This is a genomic window from Leclercia sp. EC_58, assembly GCF_019584355.1.
Lineage (GTDB): Bacteria > Pseudomonadota > Gammaproteobacteria > Enterobacterales > Enterobacteriaceae > Enterobacter.
In genome coordinates this window covers 3,505,344-3,520,548 of sequence record NZ_VDAM01000001.1, presented here as the reverse complement: position 1 = coordinate 3,520,548, position 15,205 = coordinate 3,505,344, and the positions used below count along the sequence as shown (strand labels likewise).

General features: G+C 56.7%; 15 protein-coding genes. 7 read left to right on the top strand and 8 right to left on the bottom strand.

The genetic code is table 11. The features are described from left to right. Window positions 1–44: 44 nt before the first annotated feature. Together FHC51_RS17250 and FHC51_RS17245 are read right to left on the bottom strand one after the other, a co-directional pair. A complete protein-coding gene (locus tag FHC51_RS17250; protein WP_220436181.1) occupies window positions 45–815 on the bottom strand; it encodes a hypothetical protein in 771 nt (256 codons plus the stop codon). Between the two features lies 1 nt (window position 816). Beyond that, window positions 817–1,014, bottom strand: a complete 198-nt coding sequence (locus FHC51_RS17245) for a hypothetical protein (protein WP_103179749.1) — start codon at window positions 1,012–1,014, stop codon at window positions 817–819. A 476-nt stretch (window positions 1,015–1,490) separates the two neighbouring features. Here FHC51_RS17245 and ycgZ point away from each other — a divergent pair, with 476 nt between their 5' ends. From ycgZ to FHC51_RS17210, 7 genes are all read left to right on the top strand, one after another. Continuing rightward, window positions 1,491–1,730, top strand: coding sequence for a regulatory protein YcgZ (ycgZ, locus tag FHC51_RS17240; protein WP_103179748.1), 240 nt, complete (start codon window positions 1,491–1,493; stop codon window positions 1,728–1,730). 137 nt (window positions 1,731–1,867) lie between these two features. After that, window positions 1,868–2,167 carry a hypothetical protein gene (locus FHC51_RS17235; RefSeq protein WP_220436180.1) on the top strand — a complete coding sequence of 100 codons (300 nt, stop codon included), beginning with the start codon at window positions 1,868–1,870 and terminating at the stop codon, window positions 2,165–2,167. Window positions 2,168–2,182: 15 nt separating this feature from the next. Next, entirely contained in the window at window positions 2,183–2,461 is a 279-nt protein-coding gene (locus tag FHC51_RS17230) for a biofilm development regulator YmgB/AriR family protein (RefSeq protein ID WP_156238899.1), read from the top strand. 217 nt (window positions 2,462–2,678) lie between these two features. Then, window positions 2,679–2,954 carry a metal/formaldehyde-sensitive transcriptional repressor gene (locus FHC51_RS17225; RefSeq protein WP_103179747.1) on the top strand — a complete coding sequence of 92 codons (276 nt, stop codon included), beginning with the start codon at window positions 2,679–2,681 and terminating at the stop codon, window positions 2,952–2,954. Between the two features lie 29 nt (window positions 2,955–2,983). Further along, window positions 2,984–4,102 (top strand): S-(hydroxymethyl)glutathione dehydrogenase/class III alcohol dehydrogenase, encoded by a 1,119-nt coding sequence (locus FHC51_RS17220; RefSeq protein ID WP_103179746.1) that lies wholly within the window; start codon window positions 2,984–2,986, stop codon window positions 4,100–4,102. Window positions 4,103–4,277: 175 nt separating this feature from the next. Beyond that, window positions 4,278–5,969 (top strand): methyl-accepting chemotaxis protein, encoded by a 1,692-nt coding sequence (locus tag FHC51_RS17215; protein WP_220436179.1) that lies wholly within the window; start codon window positions 4,278–4,280, stop codon window positions 5,967–5,969. Between the two features lie 164 nt (window positions 5,970–6,133). Next, a complete protein-coding gene (locus FHC51_RS17210; RefSeq protein WP_220436178.1) occupies window positions 6,134–6,586 on the top strand; it encodes an energy transducer TonB in 453 nt (150 codons plus the stop codon). Window positions 6,587–6,635: 49 nt separating this feature from the next. On the opposite strand, the gene FHC51_RS17205 is transcribed toward FHC51_RS17210, so the two are convergent. The 6 genes from FHC51_RS17205 to FHC51_RS17180 all read right to left on the bottom strand — a co-directional run bounded on the left by FHC51_RS17205 (window position 6,636) and on the right by FHC51_RS17180 (window position 15,142). Further along, window positions 6,636–9,014 carry a glucose/quinate/shikimate family membrane-bound PQQ-dependent dehydrogenase gene (locus FHC51_RS17205; RefSeq protein WP_220436177.1) on the bottom strand — a complete coding sequence of 793 codons (2,379 nt, stop codon included), beginning with the start codon at window positions 9,012–9,014 and terminating at the stop codon, window positions 6,636–6,638. Between the two features lie 281 nt (window positions 9,015–9,295). Next, window positions 9,296–10,219, bottom strand: coding sequence for a LysR substrate-binding domain-containing protein (locus tag FHC51_RS17200; RefSeq protein ID WP_103822086.1), 924 nt, complete (start codon window positions 10,217–10,219; stop codon window positions 9,296–9,298). 206 nt (window positions 10,220–10,425) lie between these two features. Beyond that, window positions 10,426–11,301, bottom strand: coding sequence for a 4Fe-4S binding protein (locus tag FHC51_RS17195; RefSeq protein WP_220436176.1), 876 nt, complete (start codon window positions 11,299–11,301; stop codon window positions 10,426–10,428). Next, window positions 11,301–12,134 carry a DmsC/YnfH family molybdoenzyme membrane anchor subunit gene (locus FHC51_RS17190; protein WP_220436175.1) on the bottom strand — a complete coding sequence of 278 codons (834 nt, stop codon included), beginning with the start codon at window positions 12,132–12,134 and terminating at the stop codon, window positions 11,301–11,303. Before FHC51_RS17190 ends, FHC51_RS17195 begins: the two co-directional genes overlap by 1 nt. Beyond that, window positions 12,127–12,759, bottom strand: coding sequence for a DMSO/selenate family reductase complex B subunit (locus FHC51_RS17185; protein WP_220436174.1), 633 nt, complete (start codon window positions 12,757–12,759; stop codon window positions 12,127–12,129). Before FHC51_RS17185 ends, FHC51_RS17190 begins: the two co-directional genes overlap by 8 nt. Beyond that, the gene (locus FHC51_RS17180; protein ID WP_220436173.1) at window positions 12,743–15,142 is read right to left on the bottom strand and encodes a DMSO/selenate family reductase complex A subunit; all 2,400 of its coding nucleotides are present in this window, start codon (window positions 15,140–15,142) and stop codon (window positions 12,743–12,745) included. The genes FHC51_RS17185 and FHC51_RS17180 overlap by 17 nt, the downstream gene beginning before the upstream one ends. Window positions 15,143–15,205 lie beyond the last annotated feature (63 nt).

The window sequence follows — 15,205 nt, the reverse complement described above, 5'->3', positions numbered from 1 at the left end:
AATTTCATTGCAACATGAGTCATCTTCATGATGGTGAAAAAATTTCACTCTGCACTCTCCGTATGCCGTTCCAGATCCAGCGCACTGGCGCTGGCGGGGTCGAAAAGTGAAAGACTTTCAATTTGATCCAGCATGATGACCTTGCGAAACGCCATGGCGCTTTTGGGCTGTGAATCGAGCGTAATATCGTGGTCCGCATACCATTTGCTGTAGTTATGCTCAATGCGCAGGCTCAGCGTCTCGCCGTCGCGGTAGCCGCTCAGCATCGGGATCAGCACGATGTTGGCGGTCTTTTCATATTCCAGGGTTGCGGTATGGATCATCCCGATATAAATCCGCCGCGATTTCAGCGTCACCAGCGCCAGTTCACCTTCTTCCATGCATTGATAAAGCAACTGCTCAATGCCGCTGGCTTGCGACAGGCGCTTGTAAAGCTGCTTGCGGCCTTCGCCGTCCAGCCTGGCGCTGCCCGCCCAGTTCGAGCGATAGAGACAAAACAGGATGGCAAAAGCCAGCATCACCACCACCGGCGCCTGGATGCCCAGAAAGCTCCAGTTCATAAAATCCACTTGCCAGTTAGCGTTGTCCTGGGCGGTTAAGTAGAAGGTATTGGCAGTGTAAGAGAGCCCGAGCAGCAACAGCCAAAGCAGGCCGGTGGCGATCACGCCTTGCAAAACGAAGATACAGCCGTACAGCGCGACCAGAAAATAGACATCCCAGCCAAAGGAGCGCTTAATTTTAAACCGGGTGGAGAGGTCACGACTGGTGTACCAGTATCCGCTTACCATCAGCACCATAAATATCGCTGTTCCCATATCAGGCCCTCTTCAGCGCGTTAACATGGCGCAGGAAGTCCTGTCGCACCTCTTTACTTTTATAGTTGACCGAGGCGTTACCATCCTGATCGATAATGATGCGGTCCCCGTCCTCCACGGCCTCAATAATCTCCTGCTGACTCATCACCTGTAGCAGCGACTCAGGGCTGGAGAAAATGGAGGTAAACAGGCGTCTCATAGCATGGGCTCCTTATAGACAAAAAGCCTAAGCATGGTAGGGAATTGAGAATATTGCCTTAAGGTTATGCTGAAAAGCGCCAGGTTACGTTTAGCCTTTTGCCCCTCCACGCCACCGGAATCATGTTAATCATTAAAGAGTCATTGACGTGACGGAAGTTGTACAGCCTGGGTGTTGAACTGAGAGGTCAGTAGGGCAGTTTATGATGCGCTGGCAGCTCTGTTTTCAGGCAGGGTTCCATAATTGGTGGGTGATAGTTAAGTCTTGTTAATTAATCACTTATAGAAAATGGTTTTTGTGAATTTTGAACGCCAGATAATTTTTAGTCCCTTTTAAGGCGTTGTTATTTTTGAAAATAACTTAGGCTGCTATTTAAAATCTCAAAAAGTTGTACAGTTAATGTGTACAACTATGGCGGTTTAGTATATTTTTAACATCACTTTAACCCCTAACCTAAATGTCAATCCGGAGCACCTATGCGAGGTAACAGTTCGCGTCAAAGTTCAGCTGAGGCTATCACCGCCTATTTTAATAAAGCCAGTCTGCGTAGCCAGCAGGAGACGCTGGGGCTCATTGTCGGTGAAATTCTGAATGAGGGACGTAACCTGAGCCGTCTGGCTATCTGTACCAGGCTATTACGACGGGTAGAAGAGACGGAAGATGAAGCAGAAATTGCCCACTATAATGAGCTTATCGCACTGTTTTTTGAACGATAGAGAGTGTTAGCGCTTCTGTGGCTTAAAGCAGTCGATATAGGAGTTTGCGCCAAGAGGGTAAAGCACCTTACGCAAAATAGTATATTGATAGTGCGATGAGAGGTAGCCCGGCTACGTTCAGTCGCGTGAGAACAGTTATGCATAGAACGAAATCTGAAAAACTGAGGGACGATCTTATTGGCGAAGCTGTGTTGTTAATTTTAAAAGACAACGGTCCTATAAATTTTAAGACGCTGGCCGTTAAACTGAAAATTATGGCCAGCATAGAGCGTGATGTTGAAAGACGAAGTGCGCTGTCGGCGGCAGCATTAGAGGTTGAGCAAAAGGTTAAATCCAGTAGTGGCGTACAGACAAAAGTCAGAAGTCATTGTTATGTCAACAGAATGCACCATTTTATGGTGACTGATACTCAGCATAAATACGATAAAAAACATTAACCTTGAGTGGATAATATGGAACCTACTATTTCTCAGCACACACCGCATTTCAATGCCCTTCAGGATCAGGCGCTGGCATCCTACTTCCGTTCAGCCGGAGGCGCCTTGTCCGTTGAGTCTGCCATATTAGGTTCAGCGATAAGATGTATTATTCTCAGTGGTGATAACCTCACCAATAAGCAAATTATTCTTCAGTTAATTTACGCGCTTGAACAAACATCGGATGAAGAGGCTGCCGATGTCATACGCAATACGCTCGAAATTGTTGTGGGTTTCACGCAGGATGATATTTAAGCATCACTTACGCCTGCGAAACCCGCGTAATAAAGATCGTGTAAAATAGCCGACGCAAACTGCCCTTAACCAGGGCAGGAACATATCCTGAACTATCATCACACCTGTCCCAGCCTGATTTCCCTATCCCACCGCGACACCTCTCTGAACATTCCCGTTTACAGCGCTCTGTAAAATAAAATAGTATACCCCCCTACAGTATCCAGGAGCCTCTCCCATGCCACATTCACCTGAAGACAAAAAACGTGTCCTGACGCGCGTACGCCGCATTCGCGGACAGGTCGATGCCCTGGAGCGGGCGCTCGAATCCGGCGAGCCTTGCCTTGCTATCCTGCAGCAAATCGCCGCGGTGCGCGGCGCCGCAAACGGGTTGATGGGCGAGATGGTCGAAATTCACCTCAAAGATGAGCTGGTGACGGGCGATACCACCGCCGATCAGCGGGCTGTGAGAATGGCGGAAGTCGGCCATTTGCTGCGCTCTTATCTAAAATAAACACCTGACATCACTAAAAGGAAAGCAAGATGAAATCACGTGCTGCTGTTGCATTTGGCCCTGGCCAGCCGTTGAAAATCGTTGAAATTGATGTGGCGCCACCCAAGAAGGGTGAAGTGCTGGTCAAAATCACCCACACCGGCGTGTGCCACACCGACGCGTTTACCCTGTCGGGTGACGATCCGGAAGGCGTTTTCCCGGCGGTGCTCGGCCATGAGGGCGGCGGCGTGGTGGTGGAAGTCGGCGAGGGCGTCACCAGCCTGCAACCGGGCGATCACGTCATCCCGCTGTACACCGCAGAGTGTCGCGAGTGTAAGTTCTGTAAATCCGGCAAAACCAACCTCTGCCAGGCGGTGCGCGCCACCCAGGGTAAAGGACTGATGCCGGACGGCACCACCCGTTTCTCTTACAATGGTGAGCCGATCTATCACTACATGGGCACCAGCACCTTCAGCGAATACACCGTCTGCGCCGAAATCTCGCTGGCGAAAGTAAACCCACAGGCCCCGCTGGATAAGGTCTGTCTGCTTGGCTGTGGCGTCACCACCGGTATCGGTGCGGTACACAACACCGCCAAAGTGAAAGAGGGCGATACCGTCGCGGTATTCGGTCTGGGCGGCATCGGTCTGGCGGTGATCCAGGGCGCGGTGCAGGCGAAAGCCGGACGCATTCTGGCGGTGGACACCAACCCGGAAAAATTCAAACTGGCGGGTGAGATGGGCGCGACCGACTTCATCAACCCGAACGACTACGACAAGCCGGTGCAGGACGTCATTGTTGAACTCACCGACGGCGGCGTCGACTTCAGCTTTGAGTGCATTGGTAACGTCAACGTCATGCGCGCGGCGCTGGAGTGCTGCCACAAGGGCTGGGGCGAAAGCGTGATCATCGGCGTGGCCGGAGCCGGGCAGGAGATCAAAACCCGTCCGTTCCAGCTGGTGACTGGCCGCGTATGGCGTGGCTCCGCGTTTGGCGGCGTGAAAGGGCGTACCCAGCTGCCGGGTATGGTAGAGGACGCGATGGCGGGCAAAATTCAGCTCGATCCGTTCATTACCCACCGCCTGCCGCTGGATCAGATCAACGAGGCATTCGACCTCATGCATGAAGGGAAATCCATCCGCACCGTTATCCATTTCGGCGATAACTGATAAACCTTCTCTCTCCCGCTGCGCCTTTATGGGCAGCGGGACGACATCTCTTTAAAAATCATTGCGAAAGTGTGACCAGTGTTGCGATTTTAGCCGTAATCAAATTCTCTGTCGTGCCGATGACTATTTTACAGGCGTGTTTCCACGCATCTTACCTATGAGAGAGTCAACGGCTATGGACACAACAACAACAGTTCGGGCGCAACATAAGCTGGGCTTCCTGCATCACATCAGGCTGCTTCCGCTATTCTCCTCGATTTTGGGTGGTATTATTTTGCTGTTTGCCCTGAGCGCCGGGCTGGCAGGTTATTTTTTATTGCAGGCCGATAAGGATCTGCGAGATGTGACCGCTGAAATTCAGGTACGTACTGGGTTATCAAACAGTTCAAACCATCTGCGCACAGCGCGTATCAACATGATCCATGCGGGCGCTGCCAGCCGTATCGCCGAAATGGATGAGATGAAAAAGAACATCGCGGAAGCGGAACAGCGGCTCAAACAGTCACAGGATGGTTTTGCCGCCTACATGAGCCGTGGCGTTCGTACCCCGGCGGACGAAGCGCTGGATGGCGATCTGAAGACGAGCTACCAGGCCTACATTGATGGCATGCAGCCGATGCTGAAATATGCCAAAAATGGCATGTTTGAAGCCATTATCAACCACGAAAACGAGACGGCGCGTCCGTTGGATGATGCCTATAACGCGGTGCTGCTGAAGGCGATCAAGATCCGTACCGACCGCGCCAATATGCTGACCGAACAGGCGCATACCCGCACCCAGTTGGGGCTGATGTTTATGGTCGGCGCCTTTGGTCTGGCCCTGGTGCTGACGGTGATCACCTTTATCGTTCTGCGTCGCACGGTGATTAACCCGCTGCAGCGCGCGGCGAACCGTATTGCCCATATCGCCAAAGGCGACCTGACGCTGGCGGAAGATCTGACCGGGCGCAGTGAAATTGGCCGCCTGACCCACGACCTGCAAACCATGCAGCGTTCGCTGGTGAATACCGTGGGCACCGTGCGTCAGGGCGCGGAAGAGATCTATCGCGGCACCAGCGAAATCTCCGCCAGTAACACCGATCTCTCATCCCGTACCGAACAGCAGGCCGCCGCTATCGAGCAGACCGCTGCCAGCATGGAACAGCTGACCGCCACCGTGAAGCAGAACGCCGATAACGCGCACCACGCCAGCAAGCTGGCGGAAGATGCCTCCGGTAAAGCCAGCCGCGGCGGCCAGATGGTCTCCGGGGTGGTGAAAACCATGGGCAACATCTCCAGCAGCTCGAAGAAAATCTCTGAAATCACCGCGGTGATCAACAGCATCGCCTTCCAGACCAACATCCTGGCGCTGAACGCCGCGGTGGAAGCCGCCCGTGCCGGTGAGCAGGGGCGCGGGTTTGCGGTGGTCGCCAGCGAAGTCCGTACGCTGGCCAGCCGCAGCGCCAACGCCGCGAAAGAGATTGAAGGGCTGATCAGCGAGTCGGTTTCGCTCATCGATCAGGGCTCCGGGGAAGTGGTTGCCGCAGGCAACACCATGAGCGAAATCGTGGAAGCGGTTAAACGCGTCACCGATATTATGCTGGAGATTGCCGCCGCTTCCGACGAGCAGAGCCGGGGCATTGTGCAGGTCAGCCAGGCGATCTCGGAGATGGATAAAGTGACCCAGCAGAACGCCTCGCTGGTGGAAGAAGCCTCTGCCGCCGCGGCCTCGCTGGAAGATCAGGCTGCCCGTCTGACTGAAGCGGTAGGCGCTTTCCGCCTGCAGGGTATGGGCCAGGCCCGCAGCAGCAGTAAAGCGGCGCCTGTCGCGCCAGCCGCACCGCTGCGTCCGGCGGTTGCCGATGGTGATAACTGGGAAACCTTCTGATCCCCAGCCGCATCCTGCCGGGTGGCGCTGCGCTTACCCGGCCTACAAAACCGTAGGCCCGTGCAAGCGAAGCGCCGCCGGGCAAAAAAGGGTTCATGTTTCGACATGAACCCTTTTTTTATTCCCCGCTATGATGGATGTAAGGGCTCAAGAGGAACAGGACGATGAAACGATTTACGCAGGTGGTTTGCACAGCGTGGTTACTGGCCGGGTGTGCCTCTGGCGGCAGCGTGGGGATTGGCGGCATCGGGATCGGCGGCGGCGGGGGGAGCAGCGGAGTGGGGGTCGGGTTATCCTTCCCGGTGGGGGGCAGCACATCGACCGTCGATAACGGGCAGGCGGACTGCGACGGCGACGTATACCGGGTGCAGCCGCGCTATCCTGAGCAGGCCGCGGCGCAGAAATATTCCGGCAGGGTGACGGTCTCGTTTAACGTCAAGCTCAATGGCCGCGCGACGGATTACCAGGCCGCAGGGGATAAACCCTTCTTCGAGGAGACAAAACGCGCCGTCTTACGCAGCTGCTGGCCAGCAGGCGTCCATCAGAACCTGGTGGTCAGTTACCAGAACGGCACAACGGCGACCTGGATCGAAAATTCCCTCTCCGCTAAGCCGTAGAAATAAAAAAGCCGGCCACAAGGGTGGCCGGCTCGACGGTTAAACGCGATTACTGTTTATCAGGCAGGGCATAGGCGATGATGTAATCCCCACGGTCCGGAGACTGACGCGCACCACCCGCATTGATGATGATGTACTGCTTACCGGTTTTTGGTGACACGTAGGTCATCGGCCCGGACTGGCTACCTACCGGCAGACGGTCTTTCCAGATCTCTTTCCCGTTAGCGGTATCGAACGCGCGCAGGTAGAAATCCTGCGTACCGGCGAAGAACAGCAGGCCAGACTGGGTGGAGAGCGAGGCGCCCAGCGTCGGCATGCCGATCGGAATTGGCATATGCATGCGGATGCCCAGCGGGCCGGTATCTTCCACGGTGCCCACCGGTACCTGCCACACCAGCTTGCCGGACTTCAGATCCACGGCAGACAGGGTGCCGAACGGCGGTTTCTGGCATGGAATACCCAGCGGAGAGAGGAAACGCTCGCGCATCGCACCAAACGGCGTACCGTCCATCGGCACGATCCCCATTTCAATACCGCTGGCGTTTTTGGCTACATTAGCGCGTGGCACCATGTAGTTCGCCAGCCCCAGGCGCATGTCGTTCACGAACATCAGGTTGTTGTTCGGGTCAACCGAGACGCTGCCCCAGTTCATCCCGCCCAGTGAGCCCGGGAACTGCAGAGAGCGATCCAGACCCGGCGGGGTAAAGACGCCCTGATGACGCATCTCTTTAAACTGGATGCGGCACAGCAGCAGGTCAACCGGCGTGGCGCCCCACATGTCCGATTCGGTCAGGGTCTGGTTGCCAATCATCGGCATGCCGACGGAGTATGGCTGGGTCGGGGAGTAACGCTCGCCTTCAACGTTTCCGGCAGGCACTGGACGCTCTTCCACCTTCGCGACCGGCTCGCCGGTTTCGCGGTTGAGCATAAAGATCATGCCCTGCTTGCTGGTCTGCACCAGCACCGGCGTGGAGCCGCCTTTACCGTCCGGCAGATCGTACAGGAGTGGCTGCGATGGCAGGTCAAAGTCCCAGAGATCGTGGTGGGTGGTCTGGAAATGCCAGCGCACCTGACCGGTTGTGGCATCCACCGCCACAATGGAGGAGCTGTATTTGTCATCCATTTCGGTACGCTGACCAGCCCAGAAGTCCGGGGTAGCGTTACCGGTCGGGAGGTAAATCAGGTTCAGCTTCGCGTCATAGGACATGGCTGACCAGACGTTCGGTGTCCCACGGGTATAGGTTTGGCCTTCCGGCGGCAGGCCGGTGATGTTCGGGTTGCCCGGATCCCAGGCCCAGGCCAGTTTCCCGGTGCGCACGTCATAGGCACGTACCACACCCGGTGGTTCATCGGTGGAGAAGTTATCCGCGACACGACCGCCCACCACGACGACGTTACCCGCCACCAGCGGGGTGGAGGTCTGCTGATAGTAGCCCGGCTTCACTTCACCCATGCCCACGCTCAGGTCAACCACGCCATGGTCGCCGAAGTCTTCACACAGCTTGCCGGTATCAGCATTGATAGCAATGAGACGGGCATCGGTGGTCGGCAGGAACAGACGACGCGGACAGGCGGCAGGCTGGGTCTCTGTCGGTGACGTTGTCACGTTAGCGGTATCTTCGAAATAGCCCAGGCCACGGCAGCGCTGCCAGTTTGGCGCGGTGGCTTTGGAATCATAACGCCACTTCTCTTTGCCAGAGTCCACGTCCAGCGCCAATACCTTGCTGTACGGCGTACAGACGTAGAGCGTATCGCCAATCTGCAGCGGGGTGTTCTGATCTTCCGCGCCGGAGCCGTTGCTCTGGGGAATGTCGCCGGTGTGGGCAACCCAGGCTACTTTCAGATCGCTCACGTTCTGCTTGTTAATCTGATCCAGCGCGGCAAAGCGGTCGCCATGGGTGGTGTTACCCCAGTGCGCCCAGTTTTTCTGCTGCTGCCCCGCGGCCACCGGTTTCACCGGTACGGGTTCGTTAGCGGCGACCAGGGTTTGCGGCTTAAACATCCAGCCGAAGCTCACCAGCATGGCGACGGCCAGCACGGCAGCAACGCCGAATGCCGGAGCTTTGTTAACCGGTCGATCCGTGCCGCGCAGGAACGGCCAGACGAGGGCGGCGAGGAACGCCAGCACCGCAAAGGTGAACAGGCGTGAGAAGAGCGGCCAGAAATCCCAGCCTGCGTCGCTCACGGCCCAGATCAGGGAGGCGATAAACGCCACCGCGTAAAGGAGAATACCGCTGGTGCGCCCGCGCGCGATCAGGAAGGCGGCGATCAGCATCACCACGCCCATGATCAGGAAGTACCAGCTTCCCCCTACGGTGGCGAGCTTAAAGCCCAGACCACCGACGGCCAGTCCGATGATCGCCATCAGACCAACCAGTAGCCACTGCAGGAACCGGGGGAACCCACGTAGCGAATTACCTATAGCCATTTCTGTCTCCTGAAATAATCTTCTCTTCACTGGACAGGGCAGACTCAGCCCTGAACCAAATGGATAACAGAAGAGAAAATCCATGATGAAAAAGTCTAGCCTGACGCCGTTAAAGCGCCAGTGAGCTCACCGCTGCGTTATTTGAATGAACCATTTGGTGAAATCGGCGGGTATGATAAATCTGTTAAATTGTTTAGTGCAATTGTTAATGAATGATTTCGCATTATTTGAGTAATGGAAACAAAAAGCCCGTCATCACGACGGGCTGGAGAGAAGTGTGATTAGACCGGCATCGATTTACGTATCGCGCTCAGCAGCGTCTGGGTGGCGGCGGAGAGCGGGGCATCCACGCGGGTTAATACCCCAATGGGTTCGCCGGGGCCGGGGGTGGTCACTGGCAATGCCACCAGCGAGCCCTGACGCAGATCCTCTTTCACCGCCCCGGACGGGACAAACCAGACATAGTCATAATCGACCGTCAGCTGACGCGACAATGAGGCCGAGAGCGTTTCAATGCAGCCCGGCGGCAGTTTACATCCCTGGGTTTGCAGCAAGGTTTCGGCGTTCTGGCGCGGCACGGTGCCTTTCGGCGACACCACCACCGGCCACTCCATCACCCGGCTGAGGGTCACGGTATCGTTGAGGATTGGATGGCGCGGACGTACCACCAGCTTCAGGGATTCCAGGAAGAGCAGCTCATAGTTCAGGCCGCTCATCAGCTCCGGGTCCGACATTCTGCCGATCCCCAGATCCAGTTCGCCCGACTTCAGGCCCGCCAGCAACATGGTGTTATTCATGGTGGCGACCTGCAGGGTGATGTTGCGCTGCTGCTTGTGGAACTGGCCGATGACCGCCGGCAAAATGCCCAGCGCCGCGGTGGGCAGGGCACCAATGCGCACCACATCGGGCACCACATCGTTACGCCGCGTCAGCGACTGGCCTGCGGTATTCAGGGCATCCAGGACTTTGACTGCGTGGGTCAGGAACTGCTCCCCCACCAGCGTCAGTTGTGCGCCCAGGCGCCCGCGTTCGAACAGCCGGGTGCCGGTGAGTTGCTCCAGCTCGTTCAGCGTTTTTGAAAGCGCAGGCTGGCTGAGGTTAAGGGTTTCAGCCGCGCGCCCAAGCGTACCCTGCTGAGCGACGGCCACAAAAGTGTGCAAATGGCGCAGACGAATGCGCTGAGAAAACAAACCATTTTTTTCCATAAGCGATGTTAAAAACAGAGCCTTCAACGTGACAAGGAAAGTTATTTAATTTTGATAACTTGATAGCAAAATATCGTTAACATTTCATCGGTTTTAGTAAAGCATTGAATAAAATCTGTCGCTTACATGCGCTATCAGGGGCGGCCAGAGAGGAGATTATGAGGAAGAAAGCCATTTTGCATAACAAAATGGCAACATCAGACGGGCTATGCTTCCCGCATTGCATAGGCGTGGCGCTGGCAAATATGACAACGCTCCGCCTCAGAGGAGAAGGTGTAGAAGGTGTGATGGCAGCTGCGACAGGTTTTTGCCGCAAACGGATAGCGTTGTGGCGTTGCGGCCTGTATCTGATGCGCAATGCGGATCGCATCGGAGAAACAGACTGCGGTACAGCTGTTACACCCCGTACAGCGGGCAGGATCCCACTCCAGCGCCGTCTCAGTGAGCTGAAGCGCGTTTTCAGGACAGGCTCTGGCGCAGGCGCCGCAGGCCACACACCGGGATAACGACAAGGAGAGCTGGTACTCGCTGAAGGTCAGTAAGAGCGCTCTGCGGGCGCGGCGACCGACGCGGACCCGGCCTGACTGGACATTCTCCTCGGGGATGCGTAACCAGTGGCGACGTAGCGGGTTAACGGCGCGGGGCGTAGGCGGAAAAATCTGCCACTCCGGCTCCCGGAGTTGCCGCAGGGTAAGATTTAATTCGGCGACGGCCCGGACCCACACCGGATGGGCCGCGCTCTCCAGTTCCACGCCCCGGATGGCGTACTGGAAATGCCACATCAGCAATTCATCGGCGGTTATGCAGGCTGAAAACGGCGCGACTAAGCGATCGGCCTGATAGTTCCTGAGCGCAGGTGACAGATTTTCTGGCGCGTCGGTGGGGCACGGAAACAGGCAGTTACCGCAGCGCAGACAGCTCGCGTCATCGATCGTCTGCCCGGCGGCGGAAAGGGTAATGGCCGCCACCGGGCACGCGTCTGCACAGGCGCGGCAGGGGTGGCGAGGGAAGGTGTTACGCAAACAAGAAGCCCCCACGCCGGGGGGCGCAGGGGGCTTAGCGTTAAGGCGAAAAATAGCCATCAGTGAATGTTAAAGAAAACAAAGCGGAACGCGATCTCCGCCAGCACCAGCAACCCGCCACCGACCAGGAGCCCGGTTCTGCGGTTGCGCCAGCCGCTTACGGCAAAGAGTACCGCCCCGAGGACGGAGGCTATCCAGCTGACCAGGCGCAGCCCTTCGAGCCGGGCAAATGCCTCCAGCGGCTGATGAGGCAGCGTCACCACGTTTTTCAGCGGCGCGTTGGCAAGATAATCCATGTACGCAGGCTGAGCCAGCAGGCGGATCGCGACAATACTCACCACGAACACCACCGCCAGGCGCATCAGGGTGCGACGCGTCTGCATCACCGCATCGGTGTTCAGAACGGGCAGCCAGGCCATCGCCACGGCGCCGAGGATGCCCACTGCGCCATAGAACATTAGCCAGGTGTTGAAATGCATCCAGGTGATGATGGTGCTGTTGGCGTAGATGGCACTCATGCACCAGACGTCAATCAGCCCCAGCACTGCCGCAATGGGCAACAGGAAGCTGACCAGTCTCTTTTTCACCAGCAGGATCAGCGTACACAGCCCCAGCACAGCCAGATAGAAGCTGGCAAAGACGATTTCACGACTTAACCACGAGCTGGCGACGTGGCGCAGCGCGTTAAAGGCATTCAGCGGATAGCCCAGGTGCAGGGTGGAGGCGATTAACCCCAGGCCGCCCATTACGCAGGCTATCAGCAATACCGGCAGCAGCTGACGCGTTGCCTGCGGTACAGGTTTTGCCGCCCCTGCGCCGAATGTGAGGAACAGCGTGATGCCAACGGAACCCTGTACCAGAAGGGTAAATATCAGTAATGGCAACTCATGCATGCGGTTGCTCCTCTTTCTCTGCCCCCTGGTGCGGCTTGATCACCAGGTTAGGATGCGTGATGGATGAATCCGGCAGTCCCTGCACATCGCAGATGCTGCCGTAGCGGGCGCGCAGCTCGTCAATCGGGCCGAACTTGATAGCACCCAGCGGGCAGGTGGCGACACAGACAGGCAGCTCTCCTTTGGCCTGTAGATCGACGCAAAAATCGCATTTGGACATCTGTCCCGTCTCTTCATTCATCTGCGGCGCGCCATAAGGACATGACCAGGCGCAGTAGCCGCAGCCCACACACTTGCGGGTATCAACCCGCACGATGCCGTCGCCGGGCCGCTTGTGCATGGCCGTTGTCGGGCAGTTTTTGGTGCAGATCGGATCTGCGCAGTGGTTGCAGGAGATCGACAGGGTATAGGCGAAGACGTTCTGCGCCATGCCGCCCTGGCCGGTCGGGATAAACCCGCCGCCTTTCACCTCGTAAACGCGGCGGAAGCGACGCCCCACCTCGAGATTATGTTTATCCTTGCAGGCCACCTGGCAGGCTTTACAGCCTGAGCAGCGGGACGAGTCAATAAAGAACCCCAGCTGTTTATCGCTGACGGGAGGAAAATCATTAAACTGCTGCGTCATACTTTGCGACCTCCACAAGCATGGTTTGATGAGCATTACCTTTAGCAAGCGGAGTGATACGCGCCGAGCTAAGAACGTTTGGACAACCGCCGAGATCGACGCCGTTGGCGTCCGGTTGCCACCAGGCGCCAGCCTGCATGGCGACGACGCCAGGCATGATCCGGACGGTCACTTCTGCCGGCACCTGGCAGATGCCGCGCTGGTTATGAATACGGACCGTGTCCCCCTGGCGAATGCCGCGTTTCTCCGCATCCAGCGGGTTGATCCACAGCTTCTGGACCTGCACCTCCTGCAGCCACGGGTTGGCGTACTGGGTGGAGTTAGCGCGGTTTTTTCCCTTCCAGGTGATGAGCTGCAGCGGGAACTGTTTCGTCAGCTCATCTTCAGGGCCTTCCTGGGCTGGAACGTAGTGCGACAGGGCAGGGATGTCCGGGTTATGCATGTCATAGAGCCGCTTTGAGAAGATCTCAATTTTGCCCGATGGTGTCGGGAACGGGTTATTCTCCGGGTCGCGGATGTTCGCTTCGAAGGCGATATGCGGTTTGCTTTTGAACAGATGCTGGCGCTGTTGCTGTAACTCGCTAAAGGTAGGCAGATGTTCATCTGGCATGGAGAGGCGCGTCTGCTCCCAGATGTGTTCAATCCACTCTTTCTCGCTGCGGCCTTCGCTAAACTGCGCTTCGATACCCAGCTTCGCCGCCACCTCGCGCTGCCAGTCATAGTCAGAGCGGCGTTCGAATTCAGGCTCAACGATCTTTTCGGACAGAATCAGGTAGCTGCCTGTTCCCCATGTCTCGCCGATGTTCCAGCGCTCCATAAAGCTGGTTTCTGGCAGCAGGAGATCCGCATAGCGGGCGCTAGGCGTCAGATAGAGATCGCTTGCGACAATAAACTCAATTTTGGATTCATCTTCCAGGACTTTCACCGCCTGATGAATATCCGGGTTCTGGTTGGCGAGGTAGTTGCCCGCCAGCGAGAACAGGAGCCGGATATTGCTCTTCAGCTGCGTTGCCCCCGTCAGGCCATCTTCCGGCGTCACCTTGCTGGCGTCATCGGCGGCCTGCACCCAGTTCATGATCGAGATTTTTTCTTTCACCGGGTTGTCCGGCATCTCCGGGCCGGTGGCAAACTTACGGTTGCCGATGCCGCCGTAGCCCGCTGCCCAACCGCCTTTTACGCCGACGTTACCGGTGATGGTCGCCAGCAGCGTGGAGCCACGGGCGGTGCGCTCGCCGCAGATATGGCGCTGCGGCCCCCATCCCTGGATTAGCGCCGCAGGTTTGGTGGTGGCGTAGTCACGGGCGAGCTGGCGAATGGTCTGGGCCGGGACGTGGGTGATTTTTTCCGCCCATTCCGGCGTTTTCACCACGCCATCTTTTTTGCCCATCAGATAGGCCACCAGCGACTCGTTAGCAGGTACCCCTTCCGGCATGTTCTCCTCATCGAACCCCAGGGTATAGCGATCGATAAAGGCTTTATCGTGCAGGTTTTCGCTGACGATGACGTACATCATCGCATCCATCAACGCGTTATCGGTTGACGGTAAAAGCGGAACCCACTCATCGGCCAGCGACGACACGGTATCGGAGTAGCGCGGGTCGACGACAATAAAGCGGGTGCCGTTCTGCTTCATCTGCTGAAAATAGTGGTTGGTATGGCCGAAAATGGTTTCCGTCGGGTTATGCCCCCAGAGGATCACCAGGCGGGTATCCTGCAACGTATCAAGGGAATTGCCGGTAGCGACCGTGCCGTAGGTATAAGGTGTGGCGGCGGCGGTATTGCCCATACTGACGGAGTGGTAATATTCCAGATGCCCGCCGGTCAGGTTCAATAAGCGGCGCATCATTTTATCGCCGGAAAAAGTGCCGCCGCTCACTGCGGTATTATTGTGCACGAAGCGGGATTCAGGTCCGTATTTCTTCGTAATGCGGGTAATATTATCCGCGATAAGGGTTGTCGCCTCATCCCAGGATATGCGTTCGAATTTACCTTCGCCACGTTTACCCACCCGTTTCATTGGATATTTCAGACGATCGGGATGATAAACAAATTTACGATAGCTACGACCGCGCACGCAGGCTCGCATCACCGGCATATCGGGATCGAGTGCGGCATCCGGCCGGGTTGTAATCTGGGTAACCACGCCATCGGCAATATGCGCACGAATATCGCACTTACCGCCGCAGTCAAAGGTACTGCAGGTTTGCACCACCCGTGCGGCAGGCGTCGTACCCACCGCAGGGGCCTTTGCGCCAGGCGTGGAGGCGCTTGCACGCCCGGAGGTCAAAAAAGGCAAAGCGATGGCGGCGGAACCCGCCTTCAGGAAACTTCTGCGCGACACCCCGGACGGGAAGTCATCTTCATTGTTTTCAGGTACAGACATATTATTCCCTCATAAAAAATAGCCTTATTTTCCCTGATGCTTTAAAAGGGGTAGTTGATATTT

Bases quoted from the DNA above. Each gene is read 5' to 3' on its own strand.
- FHC51_RS17250 (WP_220436181.1), bottom strand. From the start codon at position 815: ATGGGAACAGCGATATTTATGGTGCTGATGGTAAGCGGATACTGGTAC.
- FHC51_RS17245 (WP_103179749.1), bottom strand. From the start codon at position 1,014: ATGAGACGCCTGTTTACCTCCATTTTCTCCAGCCCTGAGTCGCTGCTA.
- ycgZ (WP_103179748.1), top strand. From the start codon at position 1,491: ATGCGAGGTAACAGTTCGCGTCAAAGTTCAGCTGAGGCTATCACCGCC.
- FHC51_RS17235 (WP_220436180.1), top strand. From the start codon at position 1,868: ATGCATAGAACGAAATCTGAAAAACTGAGGGACGATCTTATTGGCGAA.
- FHC51_RS17230 (WP_156238899.1), top strand. From the start codon at position 2,183: ATGGAACCTACTATTTCTCAGCACACACCGCATTTCAATGCCCTTCAG.
- FHC51_RS17225 (WP_103179747.1), top strand. From the start codon at position 2,679: ATGCCACATTCACCTGAAGACAAAAAACGTGTCCTGACGCGCGTACGC.
- FHC51_RS17220 (WP_103179746.1), top strand. From the start codon at position 2,984: ATGAAATCACGTGCTGCTGTTGCATTTGGCCCTGGCCAGCCGTTGAAA.
- FHC51_RS17215 (WP_220436179.1), top strand. From the start codon at position 4,278: ATGGACACAACAACAACAGTTCGGGCGCAACATAAGCTGGGCTTCCTG.
- FHC51_RS17210 (WP_220436178.1), top strand. From the start codon at position 6,134: ATGAAACGATTTACGCAGGTGGTTTGCACAGCGTGGTTACTGGCCGGG.
- FHC51_RS17205 (WP_220436177.1), bottom strand. From the start codon at position 9,014: ATGGCTATAGGTAATTCGCTACGTGGGTTCCCCCGGTTCCTGCAGTGG.
- FHC51_RS17200 (WP_103822086.1), bottom strand. From the start codon at position 10,219: ATGGAAAAAAATGGTTTGTTTTCTCAGCGCATTCGTCTGCGCCATTTG.
- FHC51_RS17195 (WP_220436176.1), bottom strand. From the start codon at position 11,301: ATGGCTATTTTTCGCCTTAACGCTAAGCCCCCTGCGCCCCCCGGCGTG.
- FHC51_RS17190 (WP_220436175.1), bottom strand. From the start codon at position 12,134: ATGCATGAGTTGCCATTACTGATATTTACCCTTCTGGTACAGGGTTCC.
- FHC51_RS17185 (WP_220436174.1), bottom strand. From the start codon at position 12,759: ATGACGCAGCAGTTTAATGATTTTCCTCCCGTCAGCGATAAACAGCTG.
- FHC51_RS17180 (WP_220436173.1), bottom strand. From the start codon at position 15,142: ATGTCTGTACCTGAAAACAATGAAGATGACTTCCCGTCCGGGGTGTCG.